Below are 18,435 nucleotides of genomic sequence, written 5' to 3'. Positions count from 1 at the left end.
CAGGCGCGTGCGCCGGCGTTTGCGCCGCCGGCGTGGCGGCGTCCGCGGCAGGCTTGGGGGCGCGTGCGGCACGCACCGCGCGCGCCCCGAGCCACAGGGCCGCCAGCATCGCCAGAGGCAGCGCGAAGAGATACAGCCCGATGTCCACGCCGGTCGGCAGCGTGCGGGATTCCTGCCACCAGATGATGACGGCCAGCCACACCACGGCGAACAGCATCAGGACCAACAGACCTTTCTTGACTACGCGGGCCATCACTTGGCGCCCTCGCGAGCGCGTTGCATGACTCCGGGACGACGCAGTTCGACGTGGCCGAAGTCCATCATCTTCCAGCGGCCGCCCCACGTCAGGCCGACCAGTTCGGCGGTTTCGCCAAAGAGTTCATAGCCGCGCATGGCCCAGGGGTCTTTTTCAGAGATGACGATCTTGCCGTCGCGGAAGAATGCGCTGTCGGCGGCCAGGCCATATTGGTGATAGCTCTGGAACGCGCCCGCGTTCGTCACGTGCGTGCCCATGCCCGCCAGTTCTTCCTGCCGCTCGGGGCTGCGATAGCCCTCGATCAGCGCCATTTCGTACCCATGCTGTTCACGCATGATGCGATACGCCAAGAGCAGGCGCTGGCGGAAATCCGCGTCCAGCAGATCCCAGTTGCGGCTTGCGCCGCCCAGCTTCGGACGCACCAATTCCACTTCGCGGGTGGTGAATGCATCGGGGGGCAGCGGAGCGGGCGGAGCCAGCCTTTCGCCCTCCAGCAAAGCCTGTATCCGGCGGTCCGGACCGGCCGTTTGGGTGCTGTAAACGAATGTGTGATTGTGTCGCATGAAGAAAGCAAAAAGTGACGGAAGCATTACAACTGTCAGCCCGATTGCGACTTGCCAGCGATACCTTCCGACCCAATCCCTCGACGCGTTCATGCCGCTGCGCAGCACGCCTGCCGTCCCTCCAACTGCACCGCCCGCGTGGGTCACGCCACGCGTCGCACCCCGCGCCACGCCTTGTACGCAGGCGCGCAGACCCCGGGCTGCGCCGTGGCGCAACGCGGGAAAAAAAAGGAGAGCGGAGACGCCCACCGCCAGTAAAAAATACAGGGGCAGTAGCAGCAACAAGATAGGTCCCTCATGTGAAGGCGTAATCTTTTGTTCTATTCGCGCACGAGGCAAGTGCTCGGGCGTTGCAAGTAGCGTCCGACCCTTAGGAATCGTAACAAGGAGCGATGATCGAAATGGATCGATCGGGTATTCTCGGCGGGCTTGGTTACAGGGGGGCTGCACACGCCTCCTGCTGACACGGGAATCCGCATGGCAGAAGACAAACAAGAATCTCGCCCTACGAAGACCGCGCCGAGTTTGCTCAGCGCCACGGCGTCCTCGTCACGCGAGATCGAATCGGCGCGCATTCTGGCGGCGCTAGAGGGGCGCGTACCGCAAGCCGAGGTCAAACATCTAGCGCCGCCGCGTCGCCGCGCGGGGCGGTGGCTGGCGCTGGCGCTGTTGCTGGCCTTGCTGGCTGGCGGCGTCACCTGGTTCATTCATGAAGAGGGCGCGGCGCCCATGACGGCGCAAGCGCCGGCGCCCGCCGTGGCGTCGGCCGAGCGCCCCGTCTCTGCGCTGCCGCAAGCGTCTGGCGCGGCCTCCGCGGCAGAGACGTCGCTACCCGCTGCGTTGGACACGCCGCCGGCGGTCGCCGCCATCGTTGACGAAGCGCCGCCCGCGCGCGATGCGAACATCGGCCGGGGCGATCCGGACCCGCTGGGCGAACCCACCAATCCGCTGTCCGTGCTGGCCATGACGCCGCCGCCCGCGGCCGCGCCCGCGCCCGGACCCACGCGTCAGGCAGCCGAACAGCAACGCGCACGCCAGTCTGGCGCGCCGCAAGCGGCCAAGCCCGCCAGCAACACGCCGCGCACTGCCGCCAAGCAGTCGGACACCGACGCCGCCTTGCTCTCGGCGTTGATGAGCTACGGGCTGCCGCCCGCGTCTCCGCCGGGCACGCGCGTCTACAAGTCCGACGGCGTGTTCATCCGCGAGATGCCCGGCTCGCCGCTGGCCGACCGGCTGAAGGCGTGCCGCAAACTCAGTTTCATCGAAGGCGAGCAATGCCGCCTGCGCGTGTGCGCGGGGCAGTGGGGCACGGCCCCGGAATGCCCCACGCCGCAAGCCAACGTCGAACCCTGAATTCGCATCGCCCGGAGCGGGCGAATGTCGTCAACGTCTTCCAAGAGGTTTTTGTTCCATGGCTGTCAACGCAAGCAGCGGCAGTTTCAGCGCCGAGACCCGCCTTTTCCGGCTGGACGGCGAAGGGGCGATGTCGTCCTTGCAGGTGGAAGGCTGGGCCGCGCGCGAGGGGCTGTCGACGATTGGTCAAATGCGCGTGGTGGCGCTGGCCGAAGATGCCGGGCTGGACCTGAACGACATGATCTCGCGCTCGGCCACCTTGTGGACCACGTGTGCGGACGGCACCGAAATCGGGCGCAGCGGCGTCGTGCGCGAGGCCGAGATGCTGGGCGGCAATCCGGGCATTGCGCGGTATCGTCTGACCTTGGCGCCGTGGTTGTGGCTGGCGACGCAGCGGCGCGAAAGCCGCATCTATGAAAGCCAGCCCGTATTGGACATCGTGCGGCACGTGCTAGATACCTACCCGGGCTACACGTACAAGGTGTCCGCCGAGGTCGAGACGCATCTGGCCGATCTGCCCGCGCGTCCCTACACCACGCAGTATCGCGAAACCGATTACGACTTCCTGTCGCGGCTGTTGGCCGAGTCCGGTCTGGGCTGGACCACCGTCGAAGACGACAGCGCGCCTGCGCGCCACGCGGTGCTGATCTTTGCCGACAGCCGAAGGCTGGCCGAGGACGCCCAGTCCGCCGGCGTTGGAGTGCGCTTTCAGCGCGCGCATGCCACCGAATCGCAGGACGGCGTGCAGGTGTTTGCGCGGCGGCAACGCCGCGGCGTGGAACGCGTCACCGTGCTGGGATGGCACGGCAGCGGCAAGCATGCCATTTCGGGGCAGGCCCTGGCGGGCCCGGCCAGCGGGGCCGATGACGAGAGCGCCGGACTGGAATGGTTCGAGCCGCTGGGCCACGGCGCCTTGCTGAATCAGGCGCATGCGCAGTTCCAGGCCACGCTGATGATGCAGGCGGTGCAGGCAAGCGCCGAGACGTTCGTGGGGCGCGGCAATGTGCGAACCTTCCGGTCTGGAACGCGGTTCACCCTGCAAGACATGTCGCCGCTCGGTCCGTCCGGCGAGGCGGGTTTTGAACCGGTCTTCGCGCTGGATCTGCTGGAGCAGGTGGGCGTGAACAATCTGCCTGGCCAGGCAGATGCCGGCATGGCGGGACTGCGGGGCGCGCTGGATGATTTTCTGCGATTCGACGACGAGGACATGGCGCACTGCGCGCACGAGGATGAGCCTGCCCGCAGCGACGCCTTCCTTGCCCAGGCGCAGCCCGACGCCGCCGTGCTGGCGCGCGCGCACGACGTCGGCTATGCAAACCGGTTCCGCGCCGTGCGTTGCGACCGGCCCTGGCGCGCCGCCTTCGCTGCGGGGCGCGGCGCACGGCTGGCGGGCGCGCCGTCGGTGGTGGGCGTGCACACGGCCATCGTCACCAACGCTGAAGGTTCCACCGAGGCCCGCGGCGAGGACGAGATCTACCGCAATGCCCGCGGCGATGTGCGCGTGCGCTTTCATTGGCAGGCGGACGGCGCGGGCCTGGCAAAAAGCCGATGGGCGCGCGTGGCGCAGCGCCAGGCAGGCGCGGGGATGGGCATGAGCTTCGTGCCGCGCGTCGGCCAGGAAGTGCTGGTGCGGTTTCTGGATGAAGACATCGATCAGCCCCTGGTGGTGGGCGCGCTGTACAACGGACGCGGCGAGGGCGGCATTCCCTCCACGCCCGGCGGCAGGGCCGGCGAACCGATGAACACCAACGTCTACGCCGCCGCCCTGGACGGCAAGCCCAGTGCGCAGGCCAACCTGGCCAGCGGCAATGCGCCTGCCTGGCATGGTGCGGCTGGTGGCGACGAACAGCATCGCAACGCGGCCGCGCTGAGCGGCTTCAAGAGCAAGGAATTCGGCGGCGACGGCTACAACCAGATCGTGTTCGACGACAGCGATGGCCAGCTGCGCATGCAGATCAAGACGACGCAGGCCGCCACGGAGTTGAACCTGGGCCACTTGATCCATCAAAGCGGCAACTATCGCGGCAACGTGCGCGGCGTGGGCGCAGAGCTGCGCACCGATGCATTCGGCGCAGTGCGCGGCGCAGGCGGCGTGTTGCTCACGACTTATAACGCGGGCGGCAGCGAGCCGGCGGGCGAGGCCGCGGCGCCTTTGACGCTGGCTGGGCAGGCCGACATCATGGCGCAGTCGTTCGATGGCGTGGTCGGCGCCCACCAGGGCGTTCGGCTGGCGTCCGCGCGCGGCACGACGTCCGAAGGCGCCAGCCGCCTGGATGGCGAACGCGCGCCGCTGGCCGCCATGACGCACGCCGTGTCCGGCACCGTGGCCGGCGAGGCGCTGGGCGGCGCGGCGGGCGATGCCTCGGCCAAACATACGGACGTAGTGGACGGCAAAGTGCCCCACCTGACGGACCCGCTGGTGCTGATGGCGGGCAGGGCGGGCCTGACGCAAGCGGCCGGACGCAACCTGCAGGTGGCGGCGGGCGAACTGGTGCATTGGTCTTCCGGGCAGGACCACAACCTGGCCGTCATCGGGTCGTTGCGCGTGCATACCGGGCAGGCGCTGGGCATCGTGGCCGGGGTGCAGCAGGGCGGCTCGGAATCGGGCTTGGACCTGATAGCGGGCACGGGCGATGTCGAGGTGCTGTCGCAGCACGATGTGCTGACAGTGCAGGCGCAGCAGGATCTGCGCATGGTGAGCGCCAACGCGGGCATCGAGTACGCGTCGCCCACGCGAATCCGCATCGCCAACGCGGCGGGAGCCAGCATCGTGATCGAAGGCGGCAACATCACCGTCACCGCCCCGGGCCGTATCGACGTCAAGACCGGCAACAAGCAATTTGCCGGCCCGACGCAGATGCCGTATCCGCTCCCCCAGTTCACCGTCTGCAAGACCTGCATCCTGGACGCCCTGGAGAGCGTGCAGTCCATCACCGACAAGGCATGACGGCGATGCAATATTCCTGGCAGGACGCGCTGCTGTCCACATTCGCCGAATTGCCCCATCACCGCGGCCCGTATGGCGAGGCCGCGCGCGCGTATGTGATTGTCGACTTCCGCGGCCATCCGGATCTGCTGGCGCGGCTGACCGCGACCGAGGACCTGAGCTTCGGCTCGGTGTGGGCGCAGACCGGGCTGGACATATACGGCGACGTGGCGCCGCTGCTGATCGAAGTGGACGGCGCCTCGCAAGGCGTGCTGCGCGGGCCGCGTCACGGGGATTTCAGCACCGTGCTGGTGCGCGTGCTGGAAGCGCTGCATGAGCGCGCCGCAGGCCGCTACGCGATGATGAGCTTCGCGTCGGCGGTGCCGCTGGAGAAGCTGATCGCGCACTTCGGCGCGTTCTGCGACTACGCCTTGCCGGATGCCAGCGAGTTCTTCCTGCATTGGTACGACAGCCGCATCCTCGCGCGCGCGGTGCAGGTCTGGACACCCGAGCAGCGCGCGCGTTTCGCGGCGCCCTTGATCACGCTGCGTTATGCGCTGCGAGATGGCTCGCAGGGCGAGCTGGCTGGCACGGGCCGGCTACCCGCGGCGCGGCCAGACGGCATCGAACGCTTCACGCCCGAACAGCACCAGATGCTGTTCGATCTGGACTACCCGGACAAGCTGGCGGTGCAGTTGCGCCGGCTTTATCCGAACCTGCTGCCCGGCAACCCCGATCAGGACGCCCTGGTGCCGCGCGTGCAGGCGCAATTGGAACGCGCGCGTGCTCACGGCGTGGCGGGGGATAAGGACACGTTCGACTATGTCGCGTGGGGCGTGGCGATCTCGCCGCGCTTCGATGAGCATCCGGCGATCGCCGACGGGCTGCGTGCGTATCGTGCAAACGCAGAAGGCGGGCTGTCGAAAGCGCTGGAAGGCGTGCCGGACGCGGTGTGGGATGCTGTGCATGCAAAGTGGCGCGAGACGATTTCGGAGAAATGAATGCGTAAGGGTTTGATCGGGGTACTGCTGTGGCTGGGTCTGTTGGCGGGGTGCAATGGCGAACCCACGTACCAGGGTGTCAGCTTCATCGCGTACAACTACACGCCCTGGAATCTGGAGCCGGTTAGGCTGAGTGACGCATCGGGCAACGTAGTCAGTTCAAGTACGTTGGTGCCGGGCGGAGGCGAGGGGCGGGTTTCCTGCTGCTACACATTCAAGGGGACTGACTTTACGGTGAAGTGGAGCGGGGGGGACCCTGAGTTGCTTCGCAAACATCTGTTCGACGACAAGTTCGACGATCTGTTGTTCAGGAAGGAAACAAAGGTGCATTTTCCCGCCACCAAGGCGCCCGACGGAGACGGCACGCTTTATCTGGAATTGCATATCTATCCTGACGAGCATATGGAGCTCGCGCTGAGTCGCAATCTGACCGGTCAAGTCAGAATTCCAATCGTGGAAACGACGCGATGGCTGTACGGGAAGTACGGCCCCGAGTTGACCGGCTACGAAAACGCGACCCAGTTGAAGCATGTTCTCGCAAAAGTCACCCAGCAGGCCTGGACGCGGTATCGCATTGAAGAGGCCGAGGACATGCGCGGCTACATGTATCTCTACTTTGTCGTGGCCTCGGATTTTGACAAGCAGGCCGAGATCGCGAAACTCTTGAAAGATCCGAATCGCAAGCCGGGTGATTTTGGCCGTGCCGTGTTTGCCCTGCCGAGCGAAAAGATTGCACAGATCAAGGCGTCCGGCACGCCTCCTGGAGAGAAGAATGTCCAGTGATCAAATTCCTGAAGTCGACAGAACGCCCGCTTCAGTCTTGAAGGCCATGGCGGCCAATGAGGCCGCCTATCCCAAGGATTCCTGCACCGAGTGCGGTATCACTTTGCGTATGGGCTTCTTTTTCGATGGCTTCGGGCGGAACAAGGATATCGATAAGGAGAATCCGACGTTCCTGTCCAATGTGAGCAGGCTGTGGATGGCCCACTTCAGCGAAGACGACGAAAACAGGCCGAACAAGCAGCACTGGTTTCCGTTCTACTACTCGGGCCTTGGCGTCGAGCTGAACGAGAGCGCAAAGGCTGACGTCGTTGTCCGCGCGCTGACGATTGCTGGAGGAAAAGTGGCCGACAAGGCGATCTCCAGCGCGCAGGACGCGGCAAAGAACATCACGCGTCTTGATGAAATTCCGGATGTGGATGCCACAGGACGCGCAAAGAAGGCTGTCCAGCAATCCATCAAGGATGGGTCCTTCCACCCCATGGTGAAGGCATACAAGGACGTCGTGAAAGACGTCCAGTCGCTTCCCGAGAAGACGGTAAGAATCTGGAATGCACTGGACCCCGAGCGAATCCGCAATCGCGCACAAGCCACCATGCGCGGCTTCTGGTCGGATTTCAAGAAGAATCCGCTGAAGGTTGCCTGGACGGCGGGAAAGAACGCTGCCAAAGCTACGTTGCTGGAGGGCGTGCCGGTCGTGCGGGACAATGCCGCCGTCGCCGAATTGATGGGAACCGGTGTTGACACGCGCCTGGACGCGGCCAGGCGTCAGTTCGAGGAAGCCTATCAGAAGGCAAACGCGGGCACGGAAAAGGTCGTGCGTATCGAGATCTGCGTTTTTGGCGCGGATCGTGGCGGGGTCATCGCCAAGCAATTCGTCAACGATATCGTCAAGAAGTACAAGCGCCGCCACGACACCGACCTGGCCATCATCGGAAAAGACGGTGCCCCGGACGCGAAGATTGTCATTCGATTCCTGGGACTGTTTGACAGTGTCGCTTCCATCATGGAAGAAAGCTGGTTCCTTGAATTCATTCCCTTCACGGATCTGATCAAACAGACGCACAAGGACCGCACGCTGACCATACCCGCGGCTGTGGAGAAGGCTGTGCATTTCGCCGCGGCGCATGAGTTGCGCCGCAATCAGCGGCTGGACTCCCTGGAAAAGACGCGTGGCCTGCAGTATCTCTATCCGGGCTCAAGCGGTGACGTGACCGGCGTGGCCCCAATGGGATCGCTGGGCACTCGCGCGTCGCTATCCCGGGTTCCATTGCGCGAGATGATGAACCTGGCGCTCGCGCACGGCGCTGCGATGTATAGCATGGAGAGCATTGCGTCCCGGGATCAGGTGCTGTACCGGATGCTGAGCCTGGCCGGCTCGATCGAAGACGAAGGACAGACCTATCACGTCCAGGAACTGGTCGATGCCTACCGCGAGATCGTCAAATACGAACCCGGCTGCGATTTCGCGCCCCACATGGAAGTTTTCCTGCGGTGGCTGGCGGTGCGATATCAAGACCCCGTGTTTCGCGCCGGGATGTCGGATCCCGCGGAGGCGTGGATCAAGGACCGGGACTTCTTCACCCCGGAGCAGGAGCTCATCGAAGAGCGCAGGCGATTGAGCATGCTTTCGCGGGAGGAGCTTGCCAAGCCCGAGACGACGGCGCGCGCGCGCGAACTGGAGGCCCTGGCCAATGAGCGCCGCGAGCGGGCCAATGCCAGCCGTGGCGAAGCGCCGCCGCGGCGCTTCCTGCCGCTGTGGGAGCGCCTGGAAGAAGAGTACAAGGGCCTGGAAGAAGCCGAGCGCCAGGATGCGGCGACGGAGCAGCGGCGTCAGGACATGGAACGCAACCAACCCGAGCAGCTGCGGACCATGGAAAGATGGGAGCAGGAGGCGGTCGTAATGGAAAACATGCGCCTTGGCAGAAAGCCGGGCGACCCCGATTACGTTCAGAAGCTGCCGGACCCCTTCGCCGACATGAAAGCCGATCGCGCCATGCAGCGGCGTCTGCTGACCGCCTGGCGTGATGCGCGCGACGGCAAGACGCAATTGCCGCCCAAGGTGATGACGCTGTTCGACTGGCTGGTGCATGACGCGATGCTGAGCAGCTGGCCAGACCATCTGCTGGCCAGCACCCGCATGTATTTCCGCGTGCGCGACAAGGATGTGTTCGCCAAGACCGACGCGAAGGCCGAGATGGAACAGCGCGCCAAGGATATGCGCAACGCTGAGAAGGTGGAGGCGATGGCCGCGCGCAACGAGCAGAACATCCGGCAGATGACGCCCGCACGGCCCTGAGCGGCGGCTTGTTGTTGATGGAAAGACTGCCCTGCAGAGCAGGGCCGTCTTCATTTGACCGGCCCGTTCCTTTGGCAGCCCGATCTTCTGCTGGCCGGCTCTTTCCCTGGCCGGCGCTTGCTTCTAGCCAAGTTTTACTTTTGGCCTTCTTCGACCTCGATGGTCACCGTGTTCGACTTCACGTCCTCGGCCTCGATGTAGACCTCATAGGTGGCCGGCGTGGCCGGCAGGTGCAGCACGCCGGCCATGTCGGTGGTGAAGCGCGTTTCCACGGTCATGCCCGGCGGCAGGGCGATCTTCGGGGGGCGGGGGCCGCCTTCGCGCGGGTCCACCGAGACATTGGGCAGCTTGGGACGCACGTAGTTGAACGCGACGCCGCGGTAGACCTTGCCGGTGCGCGTATCCTTCGCCACGAAGCGCGGCAGTTGCGGATTGTCGATGACGGGCAGGATGCCGCGTGCGCAGACCGGAATCGTCAGGGTGCTGCCGTCGCGGATCCTTACGCGCGAGGGCGCGGCGATGCGCATCTGCGCGTCGTAGCCTTGCAGCGGCGGCATGCAGGCGTGTTCCTGCTGCGAGTGCGTGGGCACCGAGGCAAAGGAGGCGGGCTCGATCCAGTCGGTAGTCATGATGGGCATGTCGATGTCGTTTCAGAGGGCGAAGGTGATCAGGGGCGCGTCGTCAGAATGAGGTCCAGCCTTCCGAGCAGTCCACCTTGCGCACGGCCTTGCTGCAACTCGGGCAGAAGTGGATGTTGGCGCAGGTGATGCCGTACATCACGCACTGCCCGATCTCATCGCTGTACTGGCCGTTCCGGTTGGGCAGGCCAAAGTAGCAGTGTCCTCCCATGTTGTAGTAGAAGTACTGCGGCGGATCCAGCTTGGAATCGTCGGCCGAGGAGTCTTCGTTGCGCAGGCCGGGCCAATCGGGGCCGCTGGGCACCATGCCGAGCAGGTGGCCCATTTCGTGGGCCAGCGTTTCCGTCAGGTACGCCTGCGAGTTAGGGACGTAGGGATCCAGCGTGGACACGAACAGCAGGTTGGTGCCGGTGATGGCCAGGCCAGCATAGCTGGCGGCGACCGTGTTGAACTGGATGTTCAGCACACCGTTCAGGGGCGTTGACGAAATCTGGGTCAGGTCGACTTTCACGGAGAAGACGGCGCCGGAGCTTTCGCGCAGCGGCGTCATCAAATGGCGCGGAATGGGAATCGACCGTTCCGCGCCTGACGCGTCGGTGTAGATGTACCGGGCGTGGACGAGCCAGTCGTCGCTGTCGTCGAACTCGTACCATAGGCTGGCAAGGGTGCGGTCGTCGTTGACGATGGGCACCGTCATCACGCGTCCGCCCGGGCCGGCCGGCACGGGCAGGCGCATGTCGCCGCTGGTGCCAGGCGCGGCCAGCCGGTCGACGTGGCACACCACCAGCGTGTAAGGCTCGCGCTGCTTGCCGGGCGAGGTGGCGTACACGCGGCGCACGGCGTCCATGATCGCCTGCTGCGCGTCGACGTTGTCCGCCGCATCCACCGCCGAGCGGCCGCGGAATTGCAGGCGCGGCAGCTGGATCATGTCGATGCCGTGCAGCGCGAATTCCGCGGTGACCGGCGTCACGTCGGCCAGATGGTTCGCCGGGCGGGCGCTCATGCACATCACTTCCTGGATATACAGGCGGCGCGCGGTCTCGACGCGCTCCGTCTTGATGAGCTGGCCGCGTTCGTCGCGCACCTCGAACAGGTAGACGTTGCGGCCGGCGGCGGGCAGGTCGATGTCATCGACGATGCGGGTGCCGTCGGCGTCCGTGACGTAGCTGCGCGGGTTGGCGTGCGGCTCCTGGTAGCTGGCGCGGCGGCCGCGCTCGCGGCTGGAGTAGGCGATGTTGCCGGCGTCGGCCTTGACGGTGATGGTGAAGCGGTGCGCGCCCGGACGGTTGAACTCCACGTGGATTCGCGGGCGTCGGGTCTGCCGCTCGGTGGTGGTCAACGCGTTGCCGTCGTTCCAGCGTTCGTCCGCGCGTTCCAGGTTGACGTATTGCAGGCGCGCGCCATCCTGGCGGCCGCGATACGTGGAGACGCTGGGCACCACACGCCCGGAGCCCGACGGGCCGGGCAGGCCGCCAGGCAGATTGGTGCCCTGCGTGCGGGCGACCGGGCCCAGTCCGATCGTGTCCAGCACGTCCCGCGCGATCTGCGGCAGCGGCGAATCCGCCACGCCCGGGATCTTCATCAACACCTCGGCCACCTTCGGCAGCGTTTCGGTGGCGAGCGTGGGCGATTGCAGGATGGCGCCAATGACGCCCGGCACCGACGAGGACGACAGGCCCGGCATGCTGAGAATGGCGCCGGCCACGGCGGGAATGTTGGCCTGCTTCACGTCGGGCAGCGAGAACAGTGTGTCCACGGCTGAACTCAGCGCGGCGGCGCGGTCACCCGCCGCGTTCAGCGCTTGCGTCATGACGGGCACGATGGCCGCGCCGACGTTGGCGCTGACGCCGCCGCTGGCGAGCGTGCTGGCGCTAGATAGCACGGTGGAGGCGGTGCTGGCCTGCTGCGCGACGGCCGCCAGGGTGCCTCCGCCAGCCACGGCGGCAATGCCGGACGCCCCGGCGCCGCCACCTCCGCCCGCGGCAGCGCCGGCTGCACCGCCTGCGGCCGACAGGTCCGTCGCGCGGGTTGCCGGTGTGCTGTCGGCCATGCCCGCCGCGCGCGCGGTCTCGGCGCCGAGCACGGTGTCCGGCGGGGCGGCGGGGGCTGTGGTTCCGGCCGGCGCAAAGGGCGGCGTGGCGCTTGCAGCGCCGGCCGTTGCGAGGGGAGGCGTTGCGCCGGTGGCACCGGCGCCGGTGCTGGCGAGGGGTGGCGTTACGCTGGTGGCATCGGCACCGGTGCTTGCGCTGGCCAGGGGCGGCGTTGCGCCGGTGGTGTTGCCGGCGGCGAGGGGAGGCGTTGGGCTGGCGCCGCCGCCAGCGATGGGGGCGGTGCTCTCGGCCGGTTGCGTCGAAGCGACGTCCGCCGGGGAGGGCGCGCCGGTAGTTTGCGTTGTGACGGTTGCCGGTGCGCTGCCATTGGCCGCTGCGGAATCGCCCGGCGCGGCCGCACCATTCGCGCCGATGGGAGCGGAGGCCACCGAGGCATTCGTTGAACTTGCGGTCGCGTCGGCGCCGGGGATTGCCCCTGCGCCTGCATCCGCTGAGCCTGTCTCTATTCCGGCGCCTGCCGCCGTGCCTTCGCTGACGTCGGCAGTTGCCAAACGGGGAGAAGCCCCCGCGGAACCTGCAACCGAGTCTGTTCCCGCGAGCGGGCCCGCGCTGGCGATGCCGCCCGTGGCTGCGGGCAGGGTCGAGGTCGCGGCGCCGCTTGTCGCGGCCGCGTCAACCGCCGCTCCCGCGCCCGCCGCGCCGACGGCGACGGACGGGCTGGGAGAGGCTTCGATGTTCGGAAGCCCGAAAGTATCGTCCCCGGTCGTACCGGGCAGCCCGGTTCCCTGCGGCAGGCTCTCGCCGGACGCAGGCACGAAGCCGGGCATTTGCGGCGCCGCGCCAGACAAGGGCGGCGTGGTTAAAACGCCGGCCGATTCGGGCAGCGACGGCGCGCCTGCCAGGGTAGCGCCCGGGTCCGTGGCGCCGGAGGAGACCGCCAACCCGCTTATCGCCGCGTCAGACGCGACCGGCACGCTCGGCGCGGCAACGGAGGGCGCGCCAGTCGGCAACGCCAATGCATCGGGCAGACTGCCCGGCGCGGCGGTCGAGCCGGACGCCGCTTGCGTGACGCTGCTGGCCGCGGCAGAGGTGGCGCCGAGCAGACTGCCCGCGCCCGCCGCAATGGACGCGAGCAGCGCGGCATTCGCAGCCGGGCTGCGCCCCTTGGTCGTGTCGTCCTGCTGCGCGGCATCAGCCGCGTCAGGAGCGGGGGCGTTTATGGACCCGCGCGCAGCGGCCGCGCCGGTGGCTACGGGGGCATCGGCACGCTGGCTTGCGTGTACGCCGGACGCTGTGTCGCTGCCGCCTTCGCGGTGGGCGGACGTGCCGCGCGCAAGCCAGTCGCGCGCGTCTCGCGCAGTCTGTTCCGCGTGGGTGGTCTGCTCGTCCCGTTCCGCCGTGCGATCGAGATGCGGGGCTGGGCCGGTCGAGCGATGCGCGTCAGGCGACGCGCCCGGATGCTGCGCTGTCGATCCTTGCGTGAACGCGGGCGCCAGTCCCGCGGCGGCGGCGCCGATACGTGTCGGGTCGATGTGCGCGTGCTGGGTGGCGTCGTCGCCGTCATGCGCGTGCTGCGTGTCGTCATCGCCGTCCTGGGCGTGCGTACGACGGGACGTCGTCGCGGCCACGGTTCCGGCGACGGCGGCGAGCAGGCCGATGGCGGCTCCCGATCCCTCAGCCTGACGGGCGTGGCCCTGCGCGGCCATGGACGCGGACGGCGGCGCGTCGTGGGTCGAGCCCGGCGCCGTCCTGGCGTCCGCCTCGATGCGGCCGGGCGCTTCCGTGCCCGAGCTGGCGGACAGATGCGAGCGGGCGGCAGCGTCGGATTGCGTAGCGGACGTGGACGCGTCTGACGAGGACGAGCCGAAAGCGGGCTCGCCTGCCTTGGACGCTTGCGAGTCAAACGCCGATCCGGACCCCGATCCCGATTGGGTCGCGATGGGCATCGTTGCGGACGCCGAACTGCTGCGGCCCGCCAACGAGGCAGCCAGCGCGCCCGTGGCCGGGATGCCGACTCCCGTTGCGCCAGCAGCAAAGGCGGCGGCGCCGCCAGCAGCCGACGCGATGGACGGGACGGCCGTGCCGGCGCTTGAGGTGGCGATGGCAGACGCAACGCCAGCGTCCGCGCCAGCAACAGATGCGGGCGAGGCGATGTTCGCATCCGCGCCAGCGGCCACGACGCCGGGGACCAGGCGGTCGTCCGCGCTTGCGGGGGACGCGGCGGAGGCAATACCGGCGTCTGTGTTTGCGAGGGACGTGTCGGAGGCAATACCGGCGTCTGTGTTTGCGAGGGAAGTGGCGGAGGCAATACCGGCATCCGCGCTTGGGAGGGAAGTTGCGGAGGCTATCCCGGCGTCTGCGTTTGCGAGCGACCCGGCGGAGGCAATCCCGGCGTCCGCGTTTGCAAGGGACGTGCCGGAGGCAATACCTGCGTCCGCGCTTGTGAAGGACGTGCCGGATGCAATGCCCGGGTTCGCATCTGCCAGGAACATGCTGGAGGCGTCGCCGGTGTCCGCACCGGCGAGCGACGCATTGGACGCGATGCCTGTGCCTGCCAGGGTTGCGCCCGATGCGACACCCGCACCAGCGACTGAAGCGATGCCCGCGCCCGCGCCGGAGCTACTTCCCACGCCGGCGCTGGCGCTTGCTTGGGAAGGAATTGCAGACGCGGCGCCGCTGCCGGCCGCTGCCGTGGCAAGCGTGGGCGTTTGTGTTCCGGCGTCGGATGCGGACGGCGCTTGCAGGGTGCCGTTGGCCGGATGCGCACTGTTGTCAACCATGGCGCCTGCGGGCGATGCCGCGGGCGCCGCGGCGGCGGGGGCCGCCGAAGACGGAGGCGTTGCGGCCGCTGTGGCCTGCGGGGCGGACGTCGCGGCGGATTCCGACGTCGCGGCCGATCCCGATCCCAACGCCGTTTCCGAGGCTGATTGCGAGGCCGGTGACGAGGCCTGTGCCGACGCGGACGCCGGAGTTCCTGAAGCGGCGGAGGGGGCCGCGGATGGCGGTGTTGCCGTGGTCGCGGAAGCCGTGGTCTGCGTCGATGCGCCTGCCGTGCCCGACGCACCTGCCGTTCCCGATGCACCCGCAGTAGCCGACGCACCTGCCGTTGCCGATGTCCCTGCCGTAGCCGATGCGCCTGCGCCTGCCGGGTCGGCGGCCGGCGACGCACTCGCCGCAGTCATCGGGCTTGATGCCGACGCTGGCGCCGATCCTGCAGCCGCCGATTGCGCAGCGCCGGTCCCCGTCGGCGCGAAAGACGGCGTCGCGGCCGCGCTCGTCAGTCCGCCGTCGGCGCCAAGTCCCGCGCCCGAACCTACCTCTGCACCCTTGCCCAGTCCCGCGATCGACGCGGCGCTCGTGATCATCTTGGACGCGCCTTCGGGCGCGGCCGAAGCCAGCATGTCGGTCGCGGCGGGCAGGGCGGCGGTGGGGTCCTTGACCCATTCAGCCGCCTTCGAGACCGTGCCAACGGCTGCCGTCGCGCCGTCGATCATGCCGCCCGCGCCAGGCGCGATGGACTCCAGCATGCCGGAGGCGGCGGGCAGCGCGGACATCGGGTTGGCGATCATGGCTTGCGCCTGCGACACCATGCCCATCGTGTTCTTGGCCGTGTTCAGCAAGCCTCCCACGGCGGAGGGCGTCGAACCCATGCCGCCGAGCAAGCCCGGCGCCTGCGACAACGCGCCCATGGGATTTTTCGCCAGCCCGGCCAAGGTGTTTGCCTGGCCGGCAAATTGCGAGAGCTTGGCGGCCGCGCCGGCGGCCGTCTTGCCCAGCTCGCCCAAGCCGCTGGGCGCCAGGTCGCCCAATCCGCCCAGGCCCCCGCCCGCACCCGCCGCGCCGCCGAAACCGGCCATCAGGCTGGTTCCGGCCTTTTTGGCCGCCGAGGCCAGGGCGCCGTCCTTGTGGATAAGCTCTGCGCTGACGATTAGCGGGTCGTCGACCGTGGTGCTGGGCAGCGCCGGCAGCGCGGCGGCGTCGCTGCCGGGGCCGACGAAGTTGTGCGTGGCGCCCTTGACCGAAAACAGCCCCGGTCCCTTGAAGACGATATCGGCGCCGTCGAGAATGACGCTGCCGCCCGCTGCCTGCAAGGTGACGCGCTGCTGGCCCAGGATCTCGATGCCTTCGGCCGATGACGTGACGGTGATGTCTTGCCCCGCCAGGGCTTCCAGAATGTCGGTGTGCGCGTGCAGCGACACGGGCGCGTGCGCCGAAACCGCGCGTATCGCCCCTTGCTGCGCGAACACGCTGGCCGACCGCGCCGACACCGCCGCATAGGTTTGCGTGGCGGCCACATGCGCATCGGACTGCGCCGTGGCGTGCAGGTGTTCGCCCGCGTGCAACACGGCGCTGGCCGGCGTGGCCAGGTTCAGCGAGTTCGGCGAATCGATCAACAGATGCGGACCGTTGATGCGCTCGACGGCGGCCTCGCCGGTGCGTTTCCCATCGACGGCCTTGCCCGCGGCCTGCCCGTTCACCTGAGCGGCGTAGCGGCCTTCCAGCTTGGGGTCCAGCGCCTTGAGCAGATCCTCGTAGCCTTCGGACGCCGCCAGCGGGCGCGCCTTGTGCTGGCCCGCGCTGTCGTTCAACCGGCGCGACGCGTCCTGCGCGCCGCGCAGCAGCAGCAAGGCCTCTTCTGCATCGGCTTGCGTCGACTTGCCTTGTTCCCGCGCGGTGGCCGACAACAGCATGCCCTGACCGGAACGCACGACCGTCCACGCATCCGAGCGCAGTTCAAAGCCGGTGCCGCGCCATTGGCCGCGGCTGGCGTCGTCCAGATCCTGTTCCACCAGGTAGCCCAGCCCAAGTTGCGTGGCCGCGGTGGAACTGGCCAGCCGTGTGCGCAGCTTGCCCTTGGTGTCGTCGAACAGCCATTGGTTGCGGCCCGCGCCATCCAGGCCCTGGCTGTGCCACCCGCTCAACACGCCGGCGTGATTGGCGTCGCCGTCTTCGCCGGCGGACCAGGGCGGCAGATCCGCATCGTTGTAGAGCTGCCCGGCGACAACGGGCTGGTTGATATCGCCGTCGATGAATTCAACGATGACCTCGGTGCCGGCGCGCGGAAGGTGATGCGCGCCCCAGTTCGGGCCCGCCTGCGCGCTGGCCACGCGCAGCCACGTGCCCGAGCGGTCATCGCCGGGCGCATTGCCGCTGGCATCGCCATGCGTGCGATGCGGCAGGCCGCCCGGAAGCGGCTTTTCGCCGCGCTGCCACGGAAACTGCACCTTGACTCGCAGGTCGCGGTCGGCGGTGATGGGCGCATCGGCCGCGCTGACGACCACGGCAGCCAGGCTTTCCGGCGCCGTGGGGCGCGCGCGCCACGCGGGCATCAACGCGGCCGCGTCGGGCTGCGCAACGAAGACATTGCGATACGTGCCGCGCTCCATGTCCGGGGTGTTCAACATCTGCGCGGCCTGGCTGCCCAGGTTGTTCGTGGCTTCGTGCGTCACGTCGAGCACCACGTAACGGTTGCCGCCCAGTTCGTCGGCGGCCTGTCCGCCGCCGCCTTCGGCGTAGCGTGCGTGCTGGCTCAGCGCGAACACGTGCCCTGCCGCCAGCGAGCGGGCGGTGCCCGCGCCCTCAAAGCGCACCACCTCGGATTCATGCGCGCGCAGCGCCCGCGCGGCGCTCTGCTCGGCCGCGTCGTCATCGCCATAGCGGCCATGGCCGGCGTAGTCGTAGTCTTCAAGGACGGGCAGCGATTCCACCTGCACCTGCGACTGGCTCTGCGCGGCGTGCGCGTTCAGCGTGCGCTCGTTCCAGGCGGCGCGCGCCACGCGGTTGGGCCGCACGGCCTGCCGGGCGGCAAACCGGGTGATGCTGTCGCTTGTTTCGGTCGCGTCGCTACGGTGAAAGCGCAAGGGCGAGGCCGGGTCCTGCGGACGCGCGGCGTCGGCGTCGAAGATCACCACGCGGTGGCGCGCGCCGCCGCTGGCAGACTGGCCGTCGTCCTGCTGATGTTCGAAGCGATAGCTCAGCCCCGCCTCGGCCAGGATGCGTTCGACGAACGCCAGGTCCGACTCTCGATACTGCGTGCAGACGGCAAGCGGCTCCAGCGCCTGGCTCAATTCAAAGGCGAACGCGGCCTGGGGATAATCCGAAAACACCTCGCTGACGATGTCCTGCACCGACAGGTCCTGGTAGATAAAGCTGTCGCGCCGCAACGCCAGCGCGGCCATCCACGGCGCGGCATGCAGGCGGAAACGCGCCAGCCCGCCGTCGGCGCCCAGCGCGTCCACCCCTTCCACCACCGCATGCCACCGCCGCATTGCGCCATCGGCCTGCAGCAGGCTGACGCTGATCTCCTTGCCCAGCAACGCGCTCACGTCCACTTCGGCGCTGGCCGCCAGGCAATCCAGCGTCAGCGAGAACAGGCGCGACACGCCTTCGCGCAGGCTCAGGTGTTCGACCACGAGTTCGGCGTTCAGCGGGGTGTCCAGGCGCAGCAGGCGCGCCTGCTGCGACAGCGTGGCGATGTTCAATGACGAGTAGGCCGGGGCGTTCGAAGGCAAGGCGTTCATAGGACGTGGCGAATGTCGGTCGGCAGAGCCGGGGCGCGGGGCACGCG

General features: G+C 68.0%; 8 protein-coding genes and 1 pseudogene. 5 read left to right on the top strand and 4 right to left on the bottom strand.

The window, feature by feature from the left end; all coding sequences use genetic code 11:
- Together HV786_RS05305 and HV786_RS05300 are read right to left on the bottom strand one after the other, a co-directional pair.
- Window positions 1-253, bottom strand: a pseudogene (locus HV786_RS05305) (hypothetical protein); the annotation flags it as partial.
- On the bottom strand, window positions 253-1,104 hold the full coding sequence (locus HV786_RS05300) for a M15 family metallopeptidase (RefSeq protein ID WP_218895215.1): 852 nt from the start codon (window positions 1,102-1,104) through the stop codon (window positions 253-255). The gene HV786_RS05300 and the pseudogene HV786_RS05305, both read right to left, overlap by 1 nt.
- 192 nt (window positions 1,105-1,296) lie before the next feature.
- Here HV786_RS05300 and HV786_RS05295 point away from each other — a divergent pair, with 192 nt between their 5' ends.
- Genes HV786_RS05295 through HV786_RS05275 form a run of 5 tightly spaced genes read left to right on the top strand, consistent with a single transcriptional unit; the run spans window position 1,297 to window position 9,178 of the window.
- On the top strand, window positions 1,297-2,172 hold the full coding sequence (locus tag HV786_RS05295) for a hypothetical protein (protein WP_175210225.1): 876 nt from the start codon (window positions 1,297-1,299) through the stop codon (window positions 2,170-2,172).
- 58 nt (window positions 2,173-2,230) lie between these two features.
- A complete protein-coding gene (locus tag HV786_RS05290; protein WP_175210223.1) occupies window positions 2,231-5,119 on the top strand; it encodes a type VI secretion system Vgr family protein in 2,889 nt (962 codons plus the stop codon).
- On the top strand, window positions 5,116-6,099 hold the full coding sequence (locus HV786_RS05285) for a DUF4123 domain-containing protein (protein ID WP_254599448.1): 984 nt from the start codon (window positions 5,116-5,118) through the stop codon (window positions 6,097-6,099). Before HV786_RS05290 ends, HV786_RS05285 begins: the two co-directional genes overlap by 4 nt.
- Entirely contained in the window at window positions 6,100-6,882 is a 783-nt protein-coding gene (locus HV786_RS05280; RefSeq protein ID WP_128829289.1) for a DUF3304 domain-containing protein, read from the top strand.
- On the top strand, window positions 6,872-9,178 hold the full coding sequence (locus HV786_RS05275) for a DUF2235 domain-containing protein (RefSeq protein ID WP_128829290.1): 2,307 nt from the start codon (window positions 6,872-6,874) through the stop codon (window positions 9,176-9,178). The genes HV786_RS05280 and HV786_RS05275 overlap by 11 nt, the downstream gene beginning before the upstream one ends.
- A gap of 134 nt (window positions 9,179-9,312) precedes the next feature.
- On the opposite strand, the gene HV786_RS05270 is transcribed toward HV786_RS05275, so the two are convergent.
- Together HV786_RS05270 and tssI are read right to left on the bottom strand one after the other, a co-directional pair.
- Window positions 9,313-9,816 carry a hypothetical protein gene (locus HV786_RS05270; RefSeq protein WP_056325710.1) on the bottom strand — a complete coding sequence of 168 codons (504 nt, stop codon included), beginning with the start codon at window positions 9,814-9,816 and terminating at the stop codon, window positions 9,313-9,315.
- Between the two features lie 43 nt (window positions 9,817-9,859).
- Window positions 9,860-18,388, bottom strand: coding sequence for a type VI secretion system tip protein TssI/VgrG (gene tssI, locus HV786_RS05265; RefSeq protein WP_175210221.1), 8,529 nt, complete (start codon window positions 18,386-18,388; stop codon window positions 9,860-9,862).
- Window positions 18,389-18,435 lie beyond the last annotated feature (47 nt).

The organism is Achromobacter mucicolens (genome assembly GCF_902859725.1).
GTDB lineage: Bacteria > Pseudomonadota > Gammaproteobacteria > Burkholderiales > Burkholderiaceae_B > Achromobacter > Achromobacter mucicolens.
Note: the sequence above shows the minus strand (reverse complement) of the source record. Positions and strands in the feature narration are given on the sequence as shown.

Bases quoted from the DNA above. Each gene is read 5' to 3' on its own strand.
- HV786_RS05295 (WP_175210225.1), top strand. From the start codon at position 1,297: ATGGCAGAAGACAAACAAGAATCTCGCCCTACGAAGACCGCGCCGAGT.
- HV786_RS05290 (WP_175210223.1), top strand. From the start codon at position 2,231: ATGGCTGTCAACGCAAGCAGCGGCAGTTTCAGCGCCGAGACCCGCCTT.
- HV786_RS05285 (WP_254599448.1), top strand. From the start codon at position 5,116: ATGACGGCGATGCAATATTCCTGGCAGGACGCGCTGCTGTCCACATTC.
- HV786_RS05280 (WP_128829289.1), top strand. From the start codon at position 6,100: ATGCGTAAGGGTTTGATCGGGGTACTGCTGTGGCTGGGTCTGTTGGCG.
- HV786_RS05275 (WP_128829290.1), top strand. From the start codon at position 6,872: ATGTCCAGTGATCAAATTCCTGAAGTCGACAGAACGCCCGCTTCAGTC.
- HV786_RS05270 (WP_056325710.1), bottom strand. From the start codon at position 9,816: ATGCCCATCATGACTACCGACTGGATCGAGCCCGCCTCCTTTGCCTCG.
- tssI (WP_175210221.1), bottom strand. From the start codon at position 18,388: ATGAACGCCTTGCCTTCGAACGCCCCGGCCTACTCGTCATTGAACATC.